Origin of the sequence: Alienimonas chondri, from assembly GCF_013036045.1 — a bacterium.
Lineage (GTDB): Bacteria > Planctomycetota > Planctomycetia > Planctomycetales > Planctomycetaceae > Alienimonas > Alienimonas chondri.
This window is the reverse complement of record NZ_WTPX01000038.1, coordinates 1-16,410: the sequence shown is the minus strand read 5'-3', so window position 1 is coordinate 16,410 and position 16,410 is coordinate 1. Positions and strand designations below refer to the sequence as shown.

General features: G+C 68.3%; 14 protein-coding genes. 2 read left to right on the top strand and 12 right to left on the bottom strand.

All coding sequences use genetic code 11. The annotated features are described in order from the left end of the window. Positions 1-9 precede the first annotated feature (9 nt). From LzC2_RS07760 to LzC2_RS07735, 6 genes are all read right to left on the bottom strand, one after another. On the bottom strand, positions 10-1,341 hold the full coding sequence (locus LzC2_RS07760; RefSeq protein WP_171185533.1) for a 2-oxo acid dehydrogenase subunit E2: 1,332 nt from the start codon (positions 1,339-1,341) through the stop codon (positions 10-12). A gap of 80 nt (positions 1,342-1,421) precedes the next feature. Further along, positions 1,422-4,160, bottom strand: a complete 2,739-nt coding sequence (aceE, locus tag LzC2_RS07755) for a pyruvate dehydrogenase (acetyl-transferring), homodimeric type (RefSeq protein WP_171185531.1) — start codon at positions 4,158-4,160, stop codon at positions 1,422-1,424. A 176-nt stretch (positions 4,161-4,336) separates the two neighbouring features. Then, positions 4,337-5,278, bottom strand: coding sequence for a methionyl-tRNA formyltransferase (gene fmt, locus LzC2_RS07750; protein WP_171185529.1), 942 nt, complete (start codon positions 5,276-5,278; stop codon positions 4,337-4,339). 90 nt (positions 5,279-5,368) lie between these two features. Beyond that, positions 5,369-6,010 carry a peptide deformylase gene (def, locus tag LzC2_RS07745; protein ID WP_171185527.1) on the bottom strand — a complete coding sequence of 214 codons (642 nt, stop codon included), beginning with the start codon at positions 6,008-6,010 and terminating at the stop codon, positions 5,369-5,371. Positions 6,011-6,132: 122 nt separating this feature from the next. Further along, positions 6,133-6,498 carry a hypothetical protein gene (locus LzC2_RS07740; protein ID WP_171185524.1) on the bottom strand — a complete coding sequence of 122 codons (366 nt, stop codon included), beginning with the start codon at positions 6,496-6,498 and terminating at the stop codon, positions 6,133-6,135. 359 nt (positions 6,499-6,857) lie between these two features. Beyond that, positions 6,858-8,699 (bottom strand): carbon starvation CstA family protein, encoded by a 1,842-nt coding sequence (locus tag LzC2_RS07735; protein ID WP_171185523.1) that lies wholly within the window; start codon positions 8,697-8,699, stop codon positions 6,858-6,860. A gap of 324 nt (positions 8,700-9,023) precedes the next feature. On the opposite strand from LzC2_RS07735, the gene csrA reads away from it, so the two are divergent. Then, positions 9,024-9,209, top strand: a complete 186-nt coding sequence (csrA, locus tag LzC2_RS07730; RefSeq protein ID WP_171185520.1) for a carbon storage regulator CsrA — start codon at positions 9,024-9,026, stop codon at positions 9,207-9,209. A 396-nt stretch (positions 9,210-9,605) separates the two neighbouring features. Then, the gene (locus LzC2_RS22800; RefSeq protein ID WP_171185518.1) at positions 9,606-11,717 is read left to right on the top strand and encodes a flagellin N-terminal helical domain-containing protein; all 2,112 of its coding nucleotides are present in this window, start codon (positions 9,606-9,608) and stop codon (positions 11,715-11,717) included. A 184-nt stretch (positions 11,718-11,901) separates the two neighbouring features. Here LzC2_RS22800 and LzC2_RS07720 read toward each other — a convergent pair whose 3' ends face one another. The 6 genes from LzC2_RS07720 to LzC2_RS07695 form a co-directional block, all read right to left on the bottom strand. Next, a complete protein-coding gene (locus tag LzC2_RS07720; RefSeq protein ID WP_171185516.1) occupies positions 11,902-12,816 on the bottom strand; it encodes a DUF1559 domain-containing protein in 915 nt (304 codons plus the stop codon). Next, positions 12,791-13,282: a hypothetical protein gene (locus LzC2_RS07715; RefSeq protein ID WP_171185514.1), complete on the bottom strand. Its 492-nt coding sequence runs from the start codon at positions 13,280-13,282 to the stop codon at positions 12,791-12,793. Before LzC2_RS07715 ends, LzC2_RS07720 begins: the two co-directional genes overlap by 26 nt. Further along, positions 13,279-13,809: a hypothetical protein gene (locus LzC2_RS07710; protein WP_171185512.1), complete on the bottom strand. Its 531-nt coding sequence runs from the start codon at positions 13,807-13,809 to the stop codon at positions 13,279-13,281. The genes LzC2_RS07715 and LzC2_RS07710 overlap by 4 nt, the downstream gene beginning before the upstream one ends. After that, complete coding sequence (locus LzC2_RS07705) at positions 13,806-14,231, bottom strand: hypothetical protein (RefSeq protein ID WP_206678607.1); 426 nt, start codon at positions 14,229-14,231, stop codon at positions 13,806-13,808. Before LzC2_RS07705 ends, LzC2_RS07710 begins: the two co-directional genes overlap by 4 nt. A 73-nt stretch (positions 14,232-14,304) precedes the next feature. Beyond that, a complete protein-coding gene (locus tag LzC2_RS07700) occupies positions 14,305-15,423 on the bottom strand; it encodes a type II secretion system F family protein (RefSeq protein WP_171185508.1) in 1,119 nt (372 codons plus the stop codon). Between the two features lie 102 nt (positions 15,424-15,525). Beyond that, on the bottom strand, positions 15,526-16,410 hold an 885-nt coding region (locus tag LzC2_RS07695), incomplete at its 5' end, for a type II secretion system F family protein (protein ID WP_171185506.1).

Genomic DNA, 16,410 nt, shown 5'->3' with positions numbered 1-16,410 from the left:
GCGCGCAGCCTACGCGCTGACCAGCAGCGCCATGAAGTCGCTGAGAGCGACGTTCAAGCTCTTAATGAACCGCGCCCCGTCGGCGCCGTTGACGACGCGGTGGTCGTAGCTCAGGGAGAGGGGCACCATCAGTTTTTGAACCGGTTTGCCGGCGTCGTCCAACTCGACGACCTTCTTCCCGCGGCTGACGCCGAGGATGGCCACTTCGGGGAAGTTCACGATCGGGGTGAAGTGCCCGCCGCCGATGCCGCCGAGGTTGCTGATGGTGAACGTGCCGCCGCGCATCTCCTCCAGCCCCAGCTTGCGATCGCGGGCGCGGCCGGCGATCTCGGTGAGGTCCGCGGCGATCTCCAGGATGGATTTCTGATCCACGTCCCGAATGACCGGCACGACGAGGCCGGCTTCGGTGTCCACGGCGATGCCGATATTGACGTACTCTTTATAAACGATCTCCCCGCTGCCCAGGTCCAGCGAGCTATTAAAGATCGGGTGCTCCTTCAAGACCCCGGCGACGGCCTTGGCGAGGATCGCCGTCATCGTGACCTTCGGGCCGTTCTTGCCGGCTCCGGCGCCGTACGCCTTGCGGGCGGCTTCGAGGGCGGTGATGTCCGCTTCGTCATGCTGGGTGACGTGCGGGATCGTCTGCCAGGCGTAGGAGAGATGCGCCGCGGAAGTCTTGGCGATCTTGTTCATCCGCTCCCGTCGGACCACGCCGTACTGGCTGAAGTCCGGGAGGTCCGGAGCGGCCATCGCGCCGGCGCCGGCGGGGATCAGAGCGGAGTCCACCCCGCCGCGGTCCGAGGGAATCAACCGATTCGCTCCGCCGCCGGACGAAGCTCCGCCGCCCTCGGCGAACGCCTTCACGTCCTCAGCGAGAATCCGCCCGCCGCGGGCGCTGCCGGAGACGGCGTACAGGTCGACGCCCATTTCGCGGGCGAGCCGCCGCACGCTGGGCGCCGCCGGGGCCGGCGGACGATCGCCGGCGGGAGCCGTCGAGACGGTCGCCGGTTGCTTCGCGGGGGCCGACGCGGCCGGAGCGGGGGAGGACTGCTTCGCCTCAGCGGGCTCAGAGGTTTTCTCCGCGGCCGGAGCCTCGGCGGATTCGCCCTGCTCGACGTTCAATAACGGCGCGCCGATTTTCACGGTGTCGCCCTCGCCGACGAGGATCTCCGTGATCGTGCCGGAGAAGGGAATCTCGACGGGGGCGACGGCCTTTTCGGTCTCCACCTCCATCACCATCTGACCCTGCTCCACCTTATCGCCGACGGCGACGAGGATCTCGGAGATATCCGCAGCCTCCACCCCTTCGGAGACTTCGGGCAGATTGAATGCGGTCGCCATAGGAGACGGAGGAGCGTTTTGAGGTCTTCAAAACGGAGGCCCGGCGGGGCCTCCGCGGTATGGATGATTTGAGAAGAGACTTAGGCGCCCATCGGGTCGACCTTGTCCGGGTCGATGCCGAGGTCTTTGAGCACGGCGGGGAGTTTCTTCGCGTCGAAGTCGCCGTCGGCGGCGAGAGCGGAGAGCGCGGCGTAGGCGACGCACTCGGCGTCGATCTCGAAGTGCCGACGCAGGGCGTCGCGGGTCTCGCTGCGGCCGAAGCCGTCGGTGCCGAGGGCCACGTAGCGGCCGGGCACCCACTCGCGGATCTGGTCCTGCACCAGTCGCACGTTGTCGCTGCTGGCGATGAACGGGCCGCCGTCGGTCGGCAGAACCTGTTCGAGGTAGCTCTGCTGCGGCTCGTCCGCCGGGTGCAGGCGATTGTGCCGGGTGACGGCACGGGCGTCGCGGGCCAGTTCGCTATAGCTGGTGACGCTCCACACGTCGCTGCCGACGCCGTAGTTCTCGGCGAGAAGCTCCTGCGCCCGCAGCACGTACGGCAGGATCGGTCCGCTGCCGAACAATTGCACGCGGCCCCCCTGTTTGGAACCGGCGCCGTCGACCGACTTGAACTTATACAGCCCGCGTAGGACGCCTTCCTCGCAGCCGTCCGGCTTGGCGGGATGGGTGTAGTCGCCGTCGTTATAGACGGAGAGATAGTAAAAGCAGTCCTCGCCCTCGCCGTACATCCGGCGAAGGCCGTCCTGCACGATGATCGCCAGTTCGTAATTATAAGCCGGGTCGTAGGCCCGCAGGTTCGGAACCGTCGAAGCGATCAACGGCGAGTGGCCGTCCTGGTGTTGGAGGCCTTCGCCGTTGAGGCTGGTGCGACCGCTGGTGCCGCCGCACAGGAAGCCCTTGGCGCGGGAGTCGCCGGCGAGCCAGATCAAATCGCCGACCCGCTGGAAGCCGAACATGCTGTAGTAAACATAGAACGGGATCATCGGCACGCCGACGTTGGCGTACGCGGTGCCCGCGGCGACGAAGCTGCTCATGGCGCCGGCTTCGTTGATGCCCTCTTCCAGCAGCTGGCCGTTCTTCGACTCCTTGTAATACATCGTGAAATCGCGATCGACCGGCTCGTAGAGCTGGCCCTTGGGCGAATAAATCCCGATCAGCGAGAACAGTCCCTCGAAGCCGAAGGTGCGGGCTTCGTCCGGAATAATCGGCACGATGCGGTCGCGGACGCCCTTGTCCTTCAGCAGCGTTTGCATCAACTGGCCCAGCACGAAGGTCGTGCTCGCCTGCTTGTCACCGGTGCCTTCGAAGAACTTCTTGAACTTCTCCAGCGGGGGGATCTCCAGCTTTTCGTGCTCCGCGAGGCGGCGGGGCATCGAGCCGCCGAGCTTCTTGCGGTGCTCGGTGAGGTAGCTCATCTCCGGCGAATCGGCGGCCGGTTTATAGAAGGGGGCGGTCTCGCATTCCTCGTCGCTGACGGGGACATGGAAGCGATCGCGGAACGCTTTCAACTGCTCCGCGGACATCTTCTTGGTGTTGTGGGCGACCATCTTGCCCTCGCCGGCTTCGCCCATGCCGTAGCCCTTGATGGTCTGGGCCAAGACGACGGTCGGACGCCCGTTCCGCTCCGTGGCGGTCTTATAGGCGGCGTAGACCTTCCGCGGATCGTGCCCGCCGCGACGCAGGCGCTCGATCTCCTCGTCCTTCAAGTCGGCGACGAGGGCTTTCAATTCCGGGTCGGGACCGAAGAACTCCTCGCGGAGAACGGCGCCGGGGGCGGTCGAGAGGCGTTGGAACTCGCCGTCGACGGTGCCTTCGAGCTTCGCGGCGAGCTTGCCGGATTTGTCTTTGGCGATCAGCTCGTCCCAGCCGGTGCCCCACAGGCACTTCACGACGTTCCAGCCGGCGCCGCGGAAGATGCCTTCCAGTTCCTGAACGATCTTGCCGTTGCCGCGGACCGGGCCGTCGAGCCTTTGCAGGTTGCAGTTCACGACCCACACGACGTTGTCCAGCCCCTCGCGGACCGGCAGCGTGATGGCGCCGAGCGATTCCGGCTCGTCCATCTCGCCGTCGCCCAGGAAGGCCCAGACGGTCGATTTATCGTTTTGCAACAGGCCGCGGTTGTTCAGATACCGCAGGAACCGGGCGTGATACAGGCTGGTGATCGGGCCGAGGCCCATGCTCACCGTGGGGAACTGCCAGAAGTCCGGCATCAGCCACGGGTGCGGATAGCTGGACAGGCCGCTACCGCGGGGCAGTTCGCGGCGGAAGTTATCGAGGTGCGATTCCTCGAACCGACCTTCGAGGAACGCCCGCGAGTACATCCCCGGGGCGGCGTGGCCCTGGAAGTAGATGAAGTCGCCGGGGTGGTCTTCGGTGCGGGCGTGGAAGAAGTGATTGAAGCCCACTTCGTACAGCGTGCAGCTACTGGCGTAGGTGCTGATGTGCCCGCCGACGCCGGTGTTGCCCTTGTTGGCCCGCACGACCATCGCCGCCGCGTTCCAGCGGATCAGGCTGCGAATCTTGCGTTCAACCTCCAGATCGCCGGGGTACTCCGGCTGACGCTCCGGCGGGATCGTGTTGACATACGGGGTGGTCGGATCGAACGGCAGTTCGACGCCGTGCTTGCGGGCGTAGTCGTCCAGCTGACGGAGCAACCGCGTCGCCTCCGCGGAGCCGTGGCGATGCAGCACGTCTTCGAGCGATTCGAACCAATCGCGCAGTTCGGCGGCGTCGAGCGTGTGGTCACCCGCTTGGCCGTTCCGCGAATGGGGCGCATCGTCGGCGCGGGCTTCGGGCGTGGCGAGGGTGCCGGAGGCCATCGGGGTCGTTTCGCAACAGGGACGGGAGCGCAAACCGGAACCGACAGACCCCGTGCTCGGAGGGAGCCGAGGGCGGGGCGGCCGGTCGCGCAGTGTAGTGGGGGGCCGCGGGACGGCCAAGCAGGACACGAGCGTTCTGGTCGCAGCGCCGTTGAACGCCGCGCGGAACGCAGCGACTAACCGAATCGTCCGGCGCCCCGGCCGCGGAGGAACTCCGCCCCCGTCATCGCTCGTTTGCCTGCGGGCTTGATCGAACGAACCCGCACCGCCCCGGAGCCGCAGGCGACGACCATGTCGCCGGCTCGCTCCGTCGCTTCGCCCGGCTCGCCACCGTCGCCCGCAACGACCTCCACCGATTCGAATAGACACCGGGCCGGCTTGCCGCCCTTCGTCTGCAATCCGCCGGGCTCGAAGAGCGAAAACGCCCCCGGCCACGGGCTCATCCCCCGGACGTGCCGGCTGACGGCGGCGGCGGAGCGGGTCCAGTCGATCCGGCCCTCCGCCTTTTCCATCTGCGGGGCGTAGGTGGCGAGGTCGTGATCCTGCCGCACCGGCACCGCGGTGCCGGCGTCGAGGGCGTCCAACGTCTCCAGCGTGAGCGGCGCCGCGAGAACGGCCAGACGGTCGTGCAGTTCGCCGGCGGTTTCGGAGCGGCCGATCGCCGTCGCCTCCGTGCCCAGCATCGGGCCGGCGTCCAGTCGGCGGACGATGCGGAAGATCGTCACGCCGGTCTCCTCTTCTCCCCCCCGAATCGCGGCGTGGATCGGAGCGGCGCCGCGGAACTTCGGCAGCAGCGAGGCGTGCAGGTTGAACGCGCCGATCCGGGGGATGCTCAGCAGGGTCTCGCTGAGGATCTGCCCGTACGCGGCGACGATGAAGGCGTCGGCCTCGAAGGCCCGCAGTCGGTCGAGGCTGTCGGCGACGTTCACCTTCGCCGGCTGGAAGACGGGGACGCCGAGTTCCTCGGCGGCGGCTTTCAACGGCGGGGCGGCGGTGTGCTTCCCCTTCCCCCCGCGATCCGGTTGGGTGACGAGGCCGACGAGATCGTGCGGCGACGCGGCGATCGCCCGCATCGCGGGTTCGCCGAACGTGCCGGTGCCGAGGAAGAGAACGCGCATGAGTGCTGTGGAACCGCGACCGTCAGGGAGCCGGCTCCGGGAACGCCGCATCCGCAGAGAGCCGGCTCCCTGACGGTCGCGGTTCCGCGCTTACAGCTTGAACGTCTCGAACGCTTTGAGCAGCGTGCGGTCGTCCGGGATCTCGCCGGACTTCTGGGCTTTGCGCCACGCATGTTCGAAGTCCGCCAGTTTGGGGTCGGCCTTCGTTTTCTCCGCGGGCGTCATGCGGTCGGGGAACATCACCCCTTCCAAATGGTCGAACTCGTGCAGCACCACGCGGGCGGGCAGTTCGTCCAGTTCGAGGGTGAACAACTCCCCGTTCAGGTCGAACGCTTCCACGGTGATCTGCTTCGCGCGACGGACGTCGCCGAACAACTGGGGCAGGCTCAAGCAGCCTTCTTCGGCCGTTTCGCTGCCGGTCTGACGGACGATCTCCGGGTTGATGAAGACCTGCTGCTGGTCGGTTTGATCCGCTTCGCCGGTGGGGTTGGCGACGAACAAACGCCACGGACGAGCCACCTGCGTGGCCGCCAGTCCGACGCCTTCGTGGGCGTACATCAGTTCAAACATCTCCGAGACGTGACGCCGAAGCGCGGCATTGATCTCGGTGACCGGTTTCGCCTTCCGCCGCAACGCGGGATGCGGGTGCGGCACGATCTTCAATGCATCCGCTCCGGAGGAGACGGAGACGCCCTGCTCGAGGAAGTCCTGGGGGGCGATCGTTGAAGACATCAGGCAGGGGAATGGGGGCGAAACGGGTTCGCATCCTACGCCCGCCGAGCGTCGCGGGCGACTTCGTTCGCCGCTCTCATCATGAGAGCGGCGAACGGGAATCCCCCGGCACAGGGGCCGACTCAGTAGGTCGGCACGCAGTTGGCCGGGGCGGCGGCCGTCTGGGTGGGAGCGGCGTAGTACACCGGGGCGGCGGCGGTCTGATAGTAAACGGGCGCCGCGGCGGTCGGGCCGGACGGGGCGGCCATGGCGCCCTGCGGATAGATCGGGGCGCCGTAGCCGGCGCCGTAACCGCCGCCGCATTGGCCGCTCTCGCAGCCGCCGCCGCCGAAGCCGGGGGCGCCGTAGTAGCTTCCGTATCCGCCCTGGCTGGCGCCGCAGCAGCAGCCGGTGGACAAAGCGATGATGCCGGCGCCGGCGACGGCCGGGACGACCCGCTTCAGGGTGGTCAGCTTCAGGGAACGAGCCAAAGTCGTGAACCGGGCCATGGGAGCAGTCCTTGCGTGGTCCGGCCGCCGACGACCCTCATCCCAAACGAAGGGAGGGGGACCGACGAAGTCCGGGGAGGAACGAGAATGGGTTGTGCCGAGGGAGCGAAGCGAACGTCCGGTTCGTGGCCGCTTTGTCCGCCGCGGGGGGCGGCGTCAGCGGGCGTCGAACCGTGTGGGAGAGTGACGTTGCCGTGCGGGCGGGGGTGTAGTGCTTCGGCCGCGAAGCCCCAAGGGCGACTTGAAGGAATTTTTTCAACCGCGTGCAAATTCGCGCTTTGGTTCCTTCGCCCCCGAAGTCGTCCCGCTGTCTTTTCAGGCCGGAATCAGGGTCGGGTCAGGCCGGGAACAGGGTCGGGTCAGGCCGGCGTCGCGTTCGGGACGCCGTCGTTTCTGGAGACCCGCGGCCACATCCTCACCGCTTCGATCAGCACCCAGCCCTCCAGCAGCAGCACGGCGCCGCCCATCGCGGACAGCAGCCAGTTCTTCTGAGCGATCCAGCCGATCTCCGGATCGAACACCTGCACCGCCATCGCCCAGGCCGGGACGGCGACCATCAGCAGGGCCGCGGGCACCAGCCACAGCACCGGCTTGCGGCGACGGTGGAGGTAGAAGGCGATCACGAGGAACGCCAACCCGGCCAGCAGTTGGTTCGTCGCTCCGAACAACGGCCAGAGGATCAGGCCGCCGGTGCCGTAGCCCTTGCCCGCCGCCGGCAGCATGGCGATCGCCCCGCCGGCCAGCACCGCGATGAACGTCGCGGGGTGTCGACCCGTGAGCGGGGCGAAGATCGGCGCCTTCTCCGCCAGTCCCCCGGCGAGTTCCTGCACGACATACCGCTGCAAGCGGGTGGCGCTGTCCAAAGTCGTCGCGGCGAATCCGGCGACCGTCGTCGCGATCAGCCCCACGCCGAACCAGAGCGGGATACCGACTTGCTGAAGGAAGTTCGCCCCGCCGTCGACGAACGCCGCGATCTTGCTCTTCAGGGAGAAGTCGCTCCAGTTGCCGTCGGAACGGTAGAGCGAGGACCACGCCTCGCCGCCGACCAGCGTCGTCGGACTCGTGGCGGCCACCCCGCCCGCGGCGGCCTCGGGAATGTCCAGGGTTCGGCCCATTCCCAGTCCGGCCGTGCAGGCGAGGATGACCAACACCGCCAGGAACGCCTCGGCGAGCATCGCTCCATAGCCGACAGGGCGGGCGTCCAATTCAGACTTCACCTGCTTGCTGCTGGTCCCGCTGGCGACCAGGCAGTGAAACCCGCTGCACGCACCGCAGGCCACCGTGACGAACAGGAACGGCAGAATCGCCGGGGCGCCGCCGGGCAGGGCGCCGGTGTCGGCGATCATCGGGGCGCTGGCGAGATCCGCGGCGCCCGTGGCGCCGGCCACGCCGGCGCCGATCACCAGCGCGGCCATCGTCAGGAACAGCAAACCGCTGTTGAGCAGATCGCGCGGTTGGAGCAACAGGCCGACCGGCATCACGCTCGCCGCGTAGCAATAGGCCAGCAGCAGAACCGTCCAGACCACCACCGGGCTGAACGCGTCCAGACCGAGCTTCGGCAGAATGACCGCGAGGTCCACCGGCACGTATTGCGCCCCCAGCCACACGCATCCCAGCAGCGTCGCCAGACCGAGAGCGACCGGCACGGCGAGGTTCCCCCCGCTTTTGATCACGCGGCCCAGCAGAATCGCCAGCGGCATCGCCGCCCAGACGGGAAGCACGCTTTCCGGGTAGGTGCCGAACACGCTGGCGATCACCAATCCGAACACCCCCAGCACCACCGTCAGCGCCAGCCAGAGGACCGTGAGGAACAGCCAGCGCGCCCGCGGGGAGATCAGGCGGCCGGCCGCCTCGCCCACCGTCGCCCCGCCGTTCTTCAGGCTCACCACCAGCGAGCCGAAGTCGTGCACGGCGCCGACCAGCACGCTGCCCAGCAGCACCCAGACCAACGCCGGCAGCCAACCCCAGAACACCGCGACCGCCGGCCCCACGATCGGGCCGGTGCCGGCGATGCTGGTGAAGTGATGGGCGAACACGACCCAGCGACGGGTCGGGACGAAGTCGCGGCCGTCCTCTTTCTCAATGCTGGGAACGACGGCGTCGGCGTCGACGGCGAACACGTCGCTCAGCCAGCGGCCGAGCACGACGTACGCCAGACTGAGTCCCGCCGCCGACCCCAGCAAGACCAAGAGCACGGACATCGGCGGCGACCTGACTGATCAAAAATGACTGGGCGAACCGCGGCAGAGTGAGCGGCCCGGCTCTCCGACGCAACCGCCGCGGCGTCGTCCGGGGCTCCGGCCGCTCCGCGTTTCGCCCGCACCATCGGACGAGACGGCGCTGTCGGTCGACTCGGCAGGATCGACCGGCTGGGGCGTCGCGGCAAGATATTCGGGCAGATGGCGTCCCCCCAGGTTGCCAGGGTTGCCGAAGTAGTCTCGGCAGACAGGTCGACGCGACCGTCTCACTCGCCCGGAGGAGCCGGCCGAGCCTTCCCCCCGCACACCACACCGTAAGGAGACGCCATGTTGGTTTTAAGCCGCCAGAAGGAACAGACGATCGTTATCGGAGACGATATCCGGATCACGATCGTGGATGTTAAAGGCGACAAGGTGCGGGTCGGGATCGACGCCCCGCGGAACGTCACGGTGCACCGTGAAGAGGTGTTCCTGGCGCTGGCCGCCGGCGAGCCGGAGCGTCGGGCCGCTTGACCCCGCTGAGGCCATTGTTGCGGGCGGCCGGGATCAGCTCGGACGGAACGGGGTCATTGTGCGGGTTCTGCCGTGTTGCGATCCGGAGTCGCGGCCGCAGGACCCGCACCGTCGGCAGGCTGTGCGTCTTCGGGCGGGTTCAAACCGGAATCGGCGTATTGCGTCCGATGCGGACGTTGATCCCGACCGATGGTTTTGACGGGCCCGTCAGGACGACTCCGCCCCGCCCGTTGAGCCGGCATGACGCCGCGTGTCGCGGGTCCCCGCTCCGCCGGGGAGTTCCCCCTCACCGCCGGTCGTCCTCCACCTCACCGTGCCCTACGCACGGCGGCAAAACGCCGGTCGCCGCTCCCCGGCGGCACCCCTCCCACAACTTGTTGAAGGAATCCGGGACCCATGACCCGCATCAATACCAACGTCGCATCGCTGCGTGGCCAACGCTCGATGATGAAGAGCGACAAGATGCTGTCCTCCGCGATGACGCGGTTGTCGACCGGCGTGAAGATCAACAACGGTAAGGACGATCCCTCCGGCCTGATCGCCGGCGAGACGCTGCGGTCGCAGATCTCCACGATCGAAAAGTCGATCTCCAACTCGAACCGGGCCAACAACGTTCTCACGACGGCGGACGGCGCCCTCGGCGAGATCGGCGGACTGCTCACGCAGGTCCGGGGTCTGGTTCAGGAAGGCCTGAACGACGGCGCCCTGTCGCAGGAAGAACGCGACGCGAACCAGCTGCAGATCGACAACGCCCTGACCGCCATCAACCGGATCAGCTCCAACACGAGCTTCGCCGGCGACAAGCTGCTGGACGGCTCCAAGGCGTTCACCACCTCGATCAGCTCCGCGGACAACGCCAAGCTCAGCAGCTTCTCCATCGATCAGGCGTTGCTCGGCAGCGCCTCGAAGCTCGATCTGGACGCCACGATCGACAGCGCCGCCGAACAGGCCGCGCTCGTCTATCAGGGCGGCGACTTCACCACCGCGACCACGCTGGAAGTCGGCGGCTCGAAGGGGAACGAGGTGATCCAGCTGGGCGATTCGGCCAGCATCGAAGACGCCGCCACCGCCATCAATGCGGTCACGGACGCGACCGGCGTCTCCGCTCGGGTGCTGGAGGGCACGTCGGACTCCGGTAATCAGGTGATCACGGTCAATGGCGAAGACCTTGAGATCGCCCTGACCGAAGCCGGCCGAAAGGCGGTCGACGGCGGCGGACTCGCCTTCGAACTGATCGATCCGGGCGCCGATTCGGCCGCCTCGACCTCGCTGATCGACAATGGCGACGGCAGCTACACCGCGTCGATGACAATGGCCTACGCCACCGGCGCCGTGACCACCACGATCGCCGACATCGCGACGGCCTTTACCGCCCTCACGGATGAGAACGGCGACAAACTGTTCGACGTCGCCGCAGCCGCCGACGCCACTACCACCACTATCGGCGTTGCGACCGCCGCGACCGATCTGGACAAGGGCGCCATCCGCATCGACGACGTCCGTGGCCCGAACAACCGCGGCGGCGTCTCCGTCGCCTTCGGCGCCACCGGCACCAGCCAGGCGCTGGCCATCTCCGTCAGCGGCGACGACATCAGCATCCAACTCGCCACCGACGCCAACGACGTCGTCACCAGCACGCTCAAGGACGTCAAGGATCTGCTGGACGCCAGCGGTTTGACGCTCTCCGACGGCACCAGCGTCGCTGCAGCACTCAACATCGAGATCGACGGCGACGAGACGCTCCTCGCCGACGGATTGGCTCAGTCCACCCTGAACGAGACCAACGGCACCTCGCTCGCCCTCGAAAGCGTCGGCTACGGCTCGGACGAATCCGTCTCCGTCAACGTGCTGGACGGCACCTTCGGGACCACCGGCATCGACGACTTCTCGACGGAAGCTCGTCGCGACACCGGCGCCGACGTCGTCGCCACCATCAACGGTCAGAAGGCGATCGGCCGCGGCCTGGAGGCGTCGATCACCACCTCCAGCCTGTCCGCCTCGATCACCTTCGATTCGGCCAGCAACACCGAGGACGAAACCGTCTCCCTCGACGTGACCGGCGGCGGGGCGACCTTCCAGATCGGCCAGGACGTCTCCACCACCGGGCAGGTCGGCATCGGCATCGACGCCGTGAATACCGCCCGTCTGGGCGGCACCGCCGGCAAGTTGTTCGAACTGACCAGCGGCGGCGGCAAGAGCTTGAACGACGTCAAGAACGGCTCCGCCAGCGGCGCCGACCTCGTCGGGATTCTCGACACCGCCCTGAACGAAGTCTCCAGCCTCCGTGGCCGGATCGGCGCCGTTCAGAAGAACGTCATCGACACCAACATCAACACGTTGGGCGTGGCGCTGGAGAACATCTCCGAGGCCCGCAGTCAGATCGTCGACACCGACTTCGCCGTCGAGTCGGCCAACCTGCAGAAGGCTCAGATTCTCGGTCAGGCCGCCACCTCGGTGCTGTCGATCGCGAACCAGTCGCCGCAGCGGGCGCTGTCGCTGCTCGGGTAGAACTAAAACGGGGGCAAGGGGAGAGGCGTAAGGCGTAAGTTCGCCATCGCCTCATCTGCCCATCCGATTTAAAGGCCCGGTCGCTTTCGAGCGTCCGGGCCTTTTCTGTACGCGGTTCGTCGTCACCGTACCTTCAGCTGTCTACCAGGCGCTTTCCCCTTATGCCTCACGCCTTGCCCCGCTTTTAGTACCCCGGCGGCAGTAACTCGCCGTCCGCCCGCTCGCCCAGCCGGCTCCAGACCTCGTCGTCGATCGTGTCCGGGAAAAACCGCACCGCCCCGTCGCACATCGCCGCCTGCACGCCGCCGACGTGGGACGAGAAGAAGCCGCCGACAATCAGCGAGCCGTCGTCTTCGTCGTCCGCAATCTCAATCGGCTCGTCGCCGAGGGCCACGCCGGCAAAGGGGAAGATAGCGAGGGCATCGGGATCGTTCGGCGACAGACCGGAATGGGCCAGACTGGCCGCGGTGCCGCTCGCCCAACTCAGCGCCGCCCCGCTCATCGCGCCGCTTTCGCCGATCATCAGCGTGTGATGGGCGCCGTCCGAAATGTCGGCGTACGTGATCTCGCTGTTCAAAAACAATACGCCGCCGTTGTCGGCGTCGATCGGAACGTCCTTCCCGCCGGTGCAGCCGGCGTAGCCCCCGCCGCTGGACGAGGACGGACAGAAAATTCCCGCGGGCTCCGTCGTGCGCACCGCGTCGTTCGCCGGCGCGTAAACGCTTTGGCTGAAGTCGAGATGCGTATAGAGCGGCCGCTCGTCTAATTGCGGGAGGATCTGCGTGATCCAGTTCATATGATACGGGACCGGTTCCAGCGCCAGATAATCCGCTGCGCTGACGAACGTGCGGACCGGTCCGCTCTCGGCCATCGTTCCGGGGGGGAAGCGGCCCTCCGAGACCTCATAGTTCTGCATCGCCAATGCGAGTTGCATGAGGTTATTGGAGCACACCGCCCGCCGGGCCGTCTCCCGGCTCTGCTGCACCGCCGGCAACAGCATGGAGACCAGGATCGCAATGATGGCGATCACCACCAGCAGCTCGATGAGCGTGAACCCGGACGGGGCGGGGGATTTATTCGAGGCGGGACGCGTCGTCATCGTCGGCCGGTCGTTCGGGTTTCGGGGCGAGTCGCGGTGCGCGGTTCGCGGGAGAGGTTTTTGACGGTTCAACGCGGCGAAACGCCCGTCGCGTTCGGGCCGTCGCCCCGTCGAGTTCGACCGCCGCGATCAGCGAGGGCGGGGCCGCCGACGATCCGTCGCCGGCCGTCAGCCCGTCGCCGGCGGTCGAGGACTCGAGCGAGACCGTGGCCGTGCCGCCGGGCAGTTCCGGTCGCCACGGCAGGGCGGACGCTTCGCCGGAGGCGTTCAGCCGGGCCGCGGCGTCCGCCAATAGGTCGGCCTGCACCGCGGCCTGGTTCGGTCCGAGCGACCGCCGATGCAGCGCCGCCGTTCTCGCGGCGGCCAGCAACAGCGACGTGGTGAGCGCCAGCAGCACGACGGCCACCATCAGCGACACCCCCCGCCGCCGGGCCGTCCGAGGCGTTCTCTTATTGAAGCCGTTCATTCCGCCCCCCGTTCGTCGCTCGACAACCATGCAGCCAGTTCCACCGCGATTCCGTCCGATCGAGCGTCCGACCCGCCGACGCGGTCGTAGCCGATCGCCGCCCGCACGCCGTCCGACCCCGGCTCGGCCGTCCAGGTGAAGCCCGTGCCCTCGACCGGGTAGCGATCGCGGCCGACGCGCGGCCCGGTCACGGTGCGGCGGACGGAGGCGGCGTCCGCTTCGTAGCGAATCGCGGCCCCGTCGGCGGCGGTGAGGGTCAAGCCGGTCTCGTCGGCGGTCGCGGCGACGGCGTCGGCGGCGTCCTCCCGCAAGCTGCGGTGCAATCGGGAGAGCGCCGTTCCCGCCTCCGCCGCGGTGTGGGCGGTCGTCGCCACCCGCCGCACGGCGACGATCGTCGACGCCCCCACGGAGATCAACGCCACCGTGCCGGAGATCACCACCATCAACTCGACCAGCGAGTAGCCGGCCCGTCGCCGGATCGACCGTGGCGGCGTCGGGGCGCCGATTCGTGTGGGAATCCGCTTCATTCGTCCGTCCCCCCGCCGTTCGGAGCGGTTGAAAAGGGAGCGAACGACCACGCGCTCAGTCGCACCGGCCGAGCTGCGCCGCCGGCGTCGGTCGTCCACGTCAGGGAGCCGTCCAAGCGCACCGCATCCCGTTCGCCCGGCGCCTCGATCGGGACGGCTTCCACCGTCACGCTCGCCCCGGGCAACGAGGCGGCGAACGCTTCCCGCAGCGCGGCGCGGTCCGGCGGCAGCGGGCCGCCCTCCGTCTCGCCCGACAGGCGATCGGGCGGCAGGCGGGAGAGGTCTTCCAGTAGGTTCGACAGCTCCGCGACCGCCCGGCGCCGACGATCGGCTTCCACGCGAACCCCGTCCACCCGCCGGGCGGCGGGCAGCAGCATCGCCGTCACCGACAGCAGCAACGCGACCGCGACGATCAACTCCATCGCCGTCACCCCGCGACGCGGCGCAGGCCGGGATTCGGGGAACGGTGGGCGACTGGGGAAGTGCATCACGGCGTTATCCCAGATCGTGGAGCAGGCGGACCAGCGGCGTGAAGAACGCCAAGGCGACCCAGGCCACCAGCATCCCAATGAACAGCGTTGCGGCCGGATGCAGCAGCGCCAGCCAACGCCCCCGGCGACGGTCGGCGGCGACGTCGAGTCGATCGGCGATCAGCCGCAGCACGCGGGGCAGGTTCCCCGCGGCGGTACCGGTCTCCGCAAGCCGCGCCTCGCCGGCGGTGAACAACCCGGCTCGATGCAGCGCCGGCCACACGTCGCCGCCCTGTTCGACGTTCCGGGCCAGCTTTCGGAGGGCCGGGCTGCGCGTATCGGCGGCCGCGGCATAGGCGGTCAGCGTCTCCGGGAACGGTCGCTTGGCCTCCGCCGCGTTCGCCAGCGCCCGCGCCACCCGTGAGGCGTGCGCCCGTTTCCGTCCGAACCAACGCCGCCGCCATCCCCCGCCCGGCAGTCGCAGACCCTTCTGGCTCGCTACAGCGAGCAGCGGCAGCCCCAGCGCGATCAGCGACAGCAGAAAGAACGGGAGATAGAAGTACTTGACCCACAGCGAGCCGACGCCCAGCAACCCCTCGAACCAGGGCGGGGCCAACCATCCCTCGCTCATCGTGCGGTATTGCCGAGACTCGCCGATAAAGCCGTCGGGCGACATCCCGAAGTCCTCGAAGATTTTTTTATATTTCGGGACGATGTAATAGAGGATGAACCCCAGCACCGCCTGGATCGCGCACAGCGTGACCAGCAAATAAAAGCCGACGTTCCAGAACGCCGCGGCCGCCCCGCCGGCCTGTCCCCGCAGGCGGTCGGCTTCGTCGGAGAGAGTCCGCGGCAGGGCGCCGGACGCCTCCCCCGCGGCGAGGGCCGGCTCGCTGGAGGGCGGAATCAATCGAGCCTCACGCAACGCCGTTTGCAGGTCGATTCCCTCCCGCAACGCCGACGCCGCCCGGTTGGCTCGAACGCGGTCGCCCCGCAGGAGGGTGTCGCTCAGTTCCTCCAGCTCTTCGTCCAGCGGCAACCTGCGACGGGCGGCGACGGCGAGTTCCCCCAACAGCGACGCCGCCCGCAAGCGACGGCCGCGGCGCACCAACGCCCACGCCGTCGCGATCGCGATCAACGACAACGCGCCGGGCGATACGAAAAACAGTCCCTCAATCATCGTCGCCCCCGCGATACGGAGTCGGGCCGAGGAGGACGAACCGGGCGGCGGCTGTTGCGGGGGCGTTCACGACAGATAGTTCAACAAACTGATCAACGGAAGCAGCAGGGCGTAGACGAGCAGGAACACGACGACGCCCAGCCCCACCATCAACAGCGGTTGGAAGGCCGCGGCGAGCATCCCCGCGGGACCGAGCCGGGCGTCGAGCCGCGCCCGCAGGGTCGCCGCGGCGAATCGGAGCGCCTCCGCAAAGGAGTCCGGGTCGTTCGCCCGCCGCAGCGCCGCCCGCAACTGCACGGGGAGATACCGCCGACGGGCGGCCGCTGAGGAGGCGTCGGCGCCATGTTCGATGCTGTCCGCGGTGCGAGCCACGTCCAGACCCACCCGGGCGTCGGGGCAGGCCCACCCGACGGCTCGCAACGCTTCCGGCAGGGGTACGCGGGCGTCGATCAGCACGGCCAATTGTTCGCACAGCCGCGCCTGCTCCCCCGGCCGGAGGGCGGAGGAGAACGGCCAGATGCTCCCCACGCTGCGTCCGAACAGGACCATCGGCAGGACGATCGCCAGGATTCCCAGCGGCAGCGCGAGGAACCACAACGCCCCCAACCACTCGCCGAGCGTCAGCACGACCTCGGTGAACCAGGGGGTCTCGGATCCGAAATCATCAACGAACGAGCGGAACTCCGGCGCCAGCAGGGCGAGGGAGGCGCCGGCCACCAGCAACGTCGCCCCCGCGACGCCCAACGGCCAGAGAATCGCCCGAGACAGGCGGCGACGTTCCTCGGCCCGATCCGCGGCGACCGCGGCGGCCGAGGACAGCACCGCCGGCAACCCGTCGCCGACCGGCAACTCCAGCATGCCCCTCAGCGAGGCGGGAAGATCCTCGTCGACCTCGCCCAGCGCCGCCCGCGGGTCGGCCCCCGCGGCGACACGATCGGCCGCGGCCCGCAC

Bases quoted from the DNA above. Each gene is read 5' to 3' on its own strand.
- LzC2_RS07760 (WP_171185533.1), bottom strand. From the start codon at position 1,341: ATGGCGACCGCATTCAATCTGCCCGAAGTCTCCGAAGGGGTGGAGGCT.
- aceE (WP_171185531.1), bottom strand. From the start codon at position 4,160: ATGGCCTCCGGCACCCTCGCCACGCCCGAAGCCCGCGCCGACGATGCG.
- fmt (WP_171185529.1), bottom strand. From the start codon at position 5,278: ATGCGCGTTCTCTTCCTCGGCACCGGCACGTTCGGCGAACCCGCGATG.
- def (WP_171185527.1), bottom strand. From the start codon at position 6,010: ATGTCTTCAACGATCGCCCCCCAGGACTTCCTCGAGCAGGGCGTCTCC.
- LzC2_RS07740 (WP_171185524.1), bottom strand. From the start codon at position 6,498: ATGGCCCGGTTCACGACTTTGGCTCGTTCCCTGAAGCTGACCACCCTG.
- LzC2_RS07735 (WP_171185523.1), bottom strand. From the start codon at position 8,699: ATGTCCGTGCTCTTGGTCTTGCTGGGGTCGGCGGCGGGACTCAGTCTG.
- csrA (WP_171185520.1), top strand. From the start codon at position 9,024: ATGTTGGTTTTAAGCCGCCAGAAGGAACAGACGATCGTTATCGGAGAC.
- LzC2_RS22800 (WP_171185518.1), top strand. From the start codon at position 9,606: ATGACCCGCATCAATACCAACGTCGCATCGCTGCGTGGCCAACGCTCG.
- LzC2_RS07720 (WP_171185516.1), bottom strand. From the start codon at position 12,816: ATGACGACGCGTCCCGCCTCGAATAAATCCCCCGCCCCGTCCGGGTTC.
- LzC2_RS07715 (WP_171185514.1), bottom strand. From the start codon at position 13,282: ATGAACGGCTTCAATAAGAGAACGCCTCGGACGGCCCGGCGGCGGGGG.
- LzC2_RS07710 (WP_171185512.1), bottom strand. From the start codon at position 13,809: ATGAAGCGGATTCCCACACGAATCGGCGCCCCGACGCCGCCACGGTCG.
- LzC2_RS07705 (WP_206678607.1), bottom strand. From the start codon at position 14,231: ATGGAGTTGATCGTCGCGGTCGCGTTGCTGCTGTCGGTGACGGCGATG.